General features: G+C 42.0%; 3 protein-coding genes, 2 tRNA genes and 1 rRNA gene. 4 read left to right on the forward strand and 2 right to left on the reverse strand.

Annotated elements, in window-relative coordinates; genetic code table 11:
- The 3 genes from rrf to IQ211_RS18320 form a co-directional block, all read left to right on the forward strand.
- Window positions 1-109 (forward strand): 5S ribosomal RNA (gene rrf, locus IQ211_RS18310); the annotation flags it as partial.
- A 54-nt stretch (window positions 110-163) separates the two neighbouring features.
- A tRNA-Asp gene (locus IQ211_RS18315) sits at window positions 164-240 on the forward strand.
- An 8-nt stretch (window positions 241-248) separates the two neighbouring features.
- A tRNA-Trp gene (locus IQ211_RS18320) sits at window positions 249-324 on the forward strand.
- Window positions 325-531: 207 nt separating this feature from the next.
- Here IQ211_RS18320 and hdfR read toward each other — a convergent pair.
- The gene (gene hdfR, locus IQ211_RS18325; protein ID WP_189760753.1) at window positions 532-1,383 is read right to left on the reverse strand and encodes an HTH-type transcriptional regulator HdfR; all 852 of its coding nucleotides are present in this window, start codon (window positions 1,381-1,383) and stop codon (window positions 532-534) included.
- A gap of 115 nt (window positions 1,384-1,498) precedes the next feature.
- On the opposite strand from hdfR, the gene IQ211_RS18330 reads away from it, so the two are divergent.
- Entirely contained in the window at window positions 1,499-1,837 is a 339-nt protein-coding gene (locus IQ211_RS18330; protein ID WP_189760754.1) for a MaoP family protein, read from the forward strand.
- A gap of 62 nt (window positions 1,838-1,899) precedes the next feature.
- On the opposite strand, the gene IQ211_RS18335 is transcribed toward IQ211_RS18330, so the two are convergent.
- Window positions 1,900-3,426, reverse strand: a complete 1,527-nt coding sequence (locus tag IQ211_RS18335) for a YifB family Mg chelatase-like AAA ATPase (protein WP_189760755.1) — start codon at window positions 3,424-3,426, stop codon at window positions 1,900-1,902.
- Window positions 3,427-3,671: the final 245 nt, after the last annotated feature.

Here is a 3,671-nt window from a genome sequence, read left to right on the forward strand (position 1 = left end):
GCAATAGCGCGGTGGTCCCACCTGATCCCATGCCGAACTCAGCAGTGAAACGCCGTAGCGCCGATGGTAGTGTGGGGTCTCCCCATGTGAGAGTAGGGCACTGCCAGACATCAATTTATACATGTTGCCGGTACAAAAGGCAGCAAGAATAAAGAAATTCGGTGGTGCGGTAGTTCAGTTGGTTAGAATACCGGCCTGTCACGCCGGGGGTCGCGGGTTCGAGTCCCGTCCGCACCGCCACCGTATTTAGGGGCGTAGTTCAATTGGTAGAGCACCGGTCTCCAAAACCGGGTGTTGGGAGTTCGAGCCTCTCCGCCCCTGCCAGTTAACAAATAAGTAATAATTGATATAGCTTTCAGATTAATAGCCCAGCTAATTTTAGCTGGGTTTTTTCTTATTTGTCATTTTATTGCACAGTTCTGATGTACTATAGTTCTGACATAGGATTTTAACTTCTAGTCTCGTGCCATTCTAATGTCTTTGTGGGCACTACCTTATAGTGCACTATACCGTACATTACTCCTTATTTTTCTATAAAAGTTGTTTTTGGGTAGTTACAGGTGCTTTCTCAACAGGAATTTTTAATAAGTGTTGGATAAGCGCTTGTTGGTCACTGTTTTGTAGCCATACAGCGTACAATGGTCGTTCTATTAACTGATTATTAGGTAAAGCAACGAGTTTTGGATATTCTTCTTGCCAATGTACAGGAAGGAAGGTTGCAGCGTTAACGCTATCCAATAACTCTTTGGCAATATGTGCTGATGTGGTTGTAATGATAGGTGGATGATCGTTCTTTAAGATTTGTTGTTCTTGCTGGTGAAAATCAGCTCCCCACTCTAATTTAATATAATTTGCTACTCCCTTATCAAGATTATGCTGGGTTGTTAATAAAATAAGCTGGATATTACCTATCAACTGGCTTTGAAACTCATCCATTTTGGGGGGTTCAGTGGTAATTAAGAGATCCAATTCACGAGAATGTAATTGTTTGACTAGCGACTGGCGCGTCGAAACTAGAGACTCGATTCTTGTTTCTCGATGGTGTTGATAAAATGTATTTATCCAAGATGTTAGATAACTTTCCCATAGGGATGCTGTAGCGCCGATAGAGAGTTTTGAATGCTGAGCGACATAATTGATTTCTTTCTTCGCCAATTGCCAGGTACTCATTAGTGATTCTGCATAAGGTACTAGGCGTTCTCCGGCTGCAGTTAGGCGGATATTATTACGATGTCGTGTGAATAGATTGGTTCCCAACTGATTTTCTAATTGGCGTATCCGAAAGCTAACAGCGGATTGTGTTAAATAAAGCGATTCAGCTGCCCGACCAAAGTGACGAGTCTTACTGACTTCCAAAAAGGTTTTCAGTAATTCAGTGTCCACATGCATCTCCAATAGTTTTTGTCGTTAAGATTTAAATATTTTGTTTTACAGAATGTCAAGCCTCCCTAATACTCCGCGCCATAATTAGTATGACTTAGAGTTAGGAGTGTGTCAGATGGCTGAAAGCTTCATCACGACTAATCGTTTTTTTGATAATAAAAATTATCCACGTGGATTTTCCCGTCATGGTGATTTCACCATCAAAGAGGCTCAATTGCTAGAACGTTATGGTCATGCGTTCAATGAATTGGACCTTGGTAAACGTGAACCTCAAACAGAAGAAGAAAAACTGTTTGTTGCAGTTTGCCGTGGTGAACGTGCACCTGCAACGACAGAGGAAAAGGTATGGACTAAGTATTTGGAAAAAATTAGCCGTCCAAAACGTTTTCATACTCTTTCTGGCGGAAAACCGCAGATTGATTCTTCAGAGGACTATACCGATACTGATGATTAATACCATCATTGTTATTAATCATCTACGCAAGAGGGGCAATTGCCTCTCTTCTAGCCAATAACTTATCCAGTCTGCTGCTGTAATTGAATAAGTAACCTATCCATACTTCGATAGCTGAGGGCTTCCATAATATCTGGTTTTTCTATTCTTGTTTGTTCTTTTAAGTCTGCAATTGTGCGAGAAACTCTAAGTATTCTGTGCCAAGCACGTATAGATAGTCCTAATTTCAATAAAGTATTTTCCAGAAAAACGGCATTTTCCATACTAATTTTGCAAATATCTTCGGTTTGTTTGCTACTGAGATGGGCATTGATGTGCCCACAGCGCTCTATTTGTATTTTTCTTGCCCTTGCTACGCGTTTTTTGATTTCTTGACTACTTTCTCCATATTTTGTTGATGATTGACTTAAAGTTCCTGGAGGGAGCAGAGGAACTTCAATAGAGAGATCAAAACGATCTAAAAAAGGGCCTGATAGTTTAGAGAGGTAACGTAATACTTGGTGTGGGCTACTTCGGTTATGTATTCCTTGATGATAGCCGGTTGGGCTAGGATTCATAGCTGCAATCAATTGAACTTGGGCAGGAAAACGGACTTTTGCTCTGGCACGGGATATTACTATTTCGCCGGATTCTAGCGGTTCCCGCAGGGCATCAAGGACACTGCGATTAAATTCAGGTAATTCATCCAGAAATAACACCCCATTATGGGCGAGAGAAATTTCTCCCGGTTTAGGTATTGAACCTCCTCCAACAAGAGCTGCCATTGAAGAACTATGATGAGGGGCTCTAAATGGGCGTATATGCCATTTTTGAGGATTAACTGGACATCCAGCTAAGCTATTGATTGCAGCGACGTCTAGAGCTTCCTGATGCGTCAATGGTGGTAATAAGCCACATAATCGGCTGGCAAGCATAGTTTTGCCAGTACCTGGAGGTCCGAGTAGCAGAAGATTATGACCGCCAGCCGCTGTGATCTCCAATGCGCGTTTAGCTTGTTCCTGCCCAATGATATCCTGTATATCCAGAATAAATGCTTCAGTTTGTAGTTCGCTAGGAGGAGGGGAGGATAAAGCCGCTGTTTCTCCCTGTAAGAAGTGGCAAACTTGTAGCAAATGATTTGCCATTAACGTTTCGTTCTGAGACAAAATTGCCAGTTCAGCTTGATTCTCTGAGGAAAGGATAAGCTGTCTTCCTGCTTTTTTTGCACTCAATGCGGCGGGAATTGCTCCCGTAACTTGCCGTATTTCACCAGAGAGTGCTAATTCACCTAAAAACTCATAATTATGTAGCTTATCTGTCGTGATTTGCTCTGATGCGGCTAAAATTGCAATCGCGATGGGTAAATCGTATCTTCCCCCTTCTTTGGGGAGATCTGCTGGTGCTAAATTGACAGTGATCCTTTTGGGAGGATAAGTAAAACCACTATTGATCAGAGCGCTTCGCACACGATCTCTGGCTTCTTTTACGGTAGTTTCAGGTAAACCAACAAGGGTGAGACCGGGTAAACCATTACTGATATGTGCTTCTATCGTGACGATAGGGGAATCAATACCAATTGTTGCCCGTGTATGAATAACGGCCAGTGCCATGATGCTCTCCTTAGCAAGAAAACTGTTATCATGGATTGATAAAAAATAATGAAAAGTCGCCTTTCATTGTTTTGTGAAAAGGTTCGTAAATATATTTATCATTATGAGAATGCTGATACTATTCAGTCGTTTGAATTTCAATAATAACCTAGTGTTATATCTGTCTCTTATAAACATATCCGAGCCCACCAGACCCAAAAACAAGGCGGATTGCGGCGGAGGGGTGGAAAAAAAAAAGGGGGGGG

The organism is Xenorhabdus griffiniae (assembly GCF_015163655.1).
GTDB classification, from domain to species: Bacteria; Pseudomonadota; Gammaproteobacteria; order Enterobacterales; family Enterobacteriaceae; genus Xenorhabdus; species Xenorhabdus griffiniae.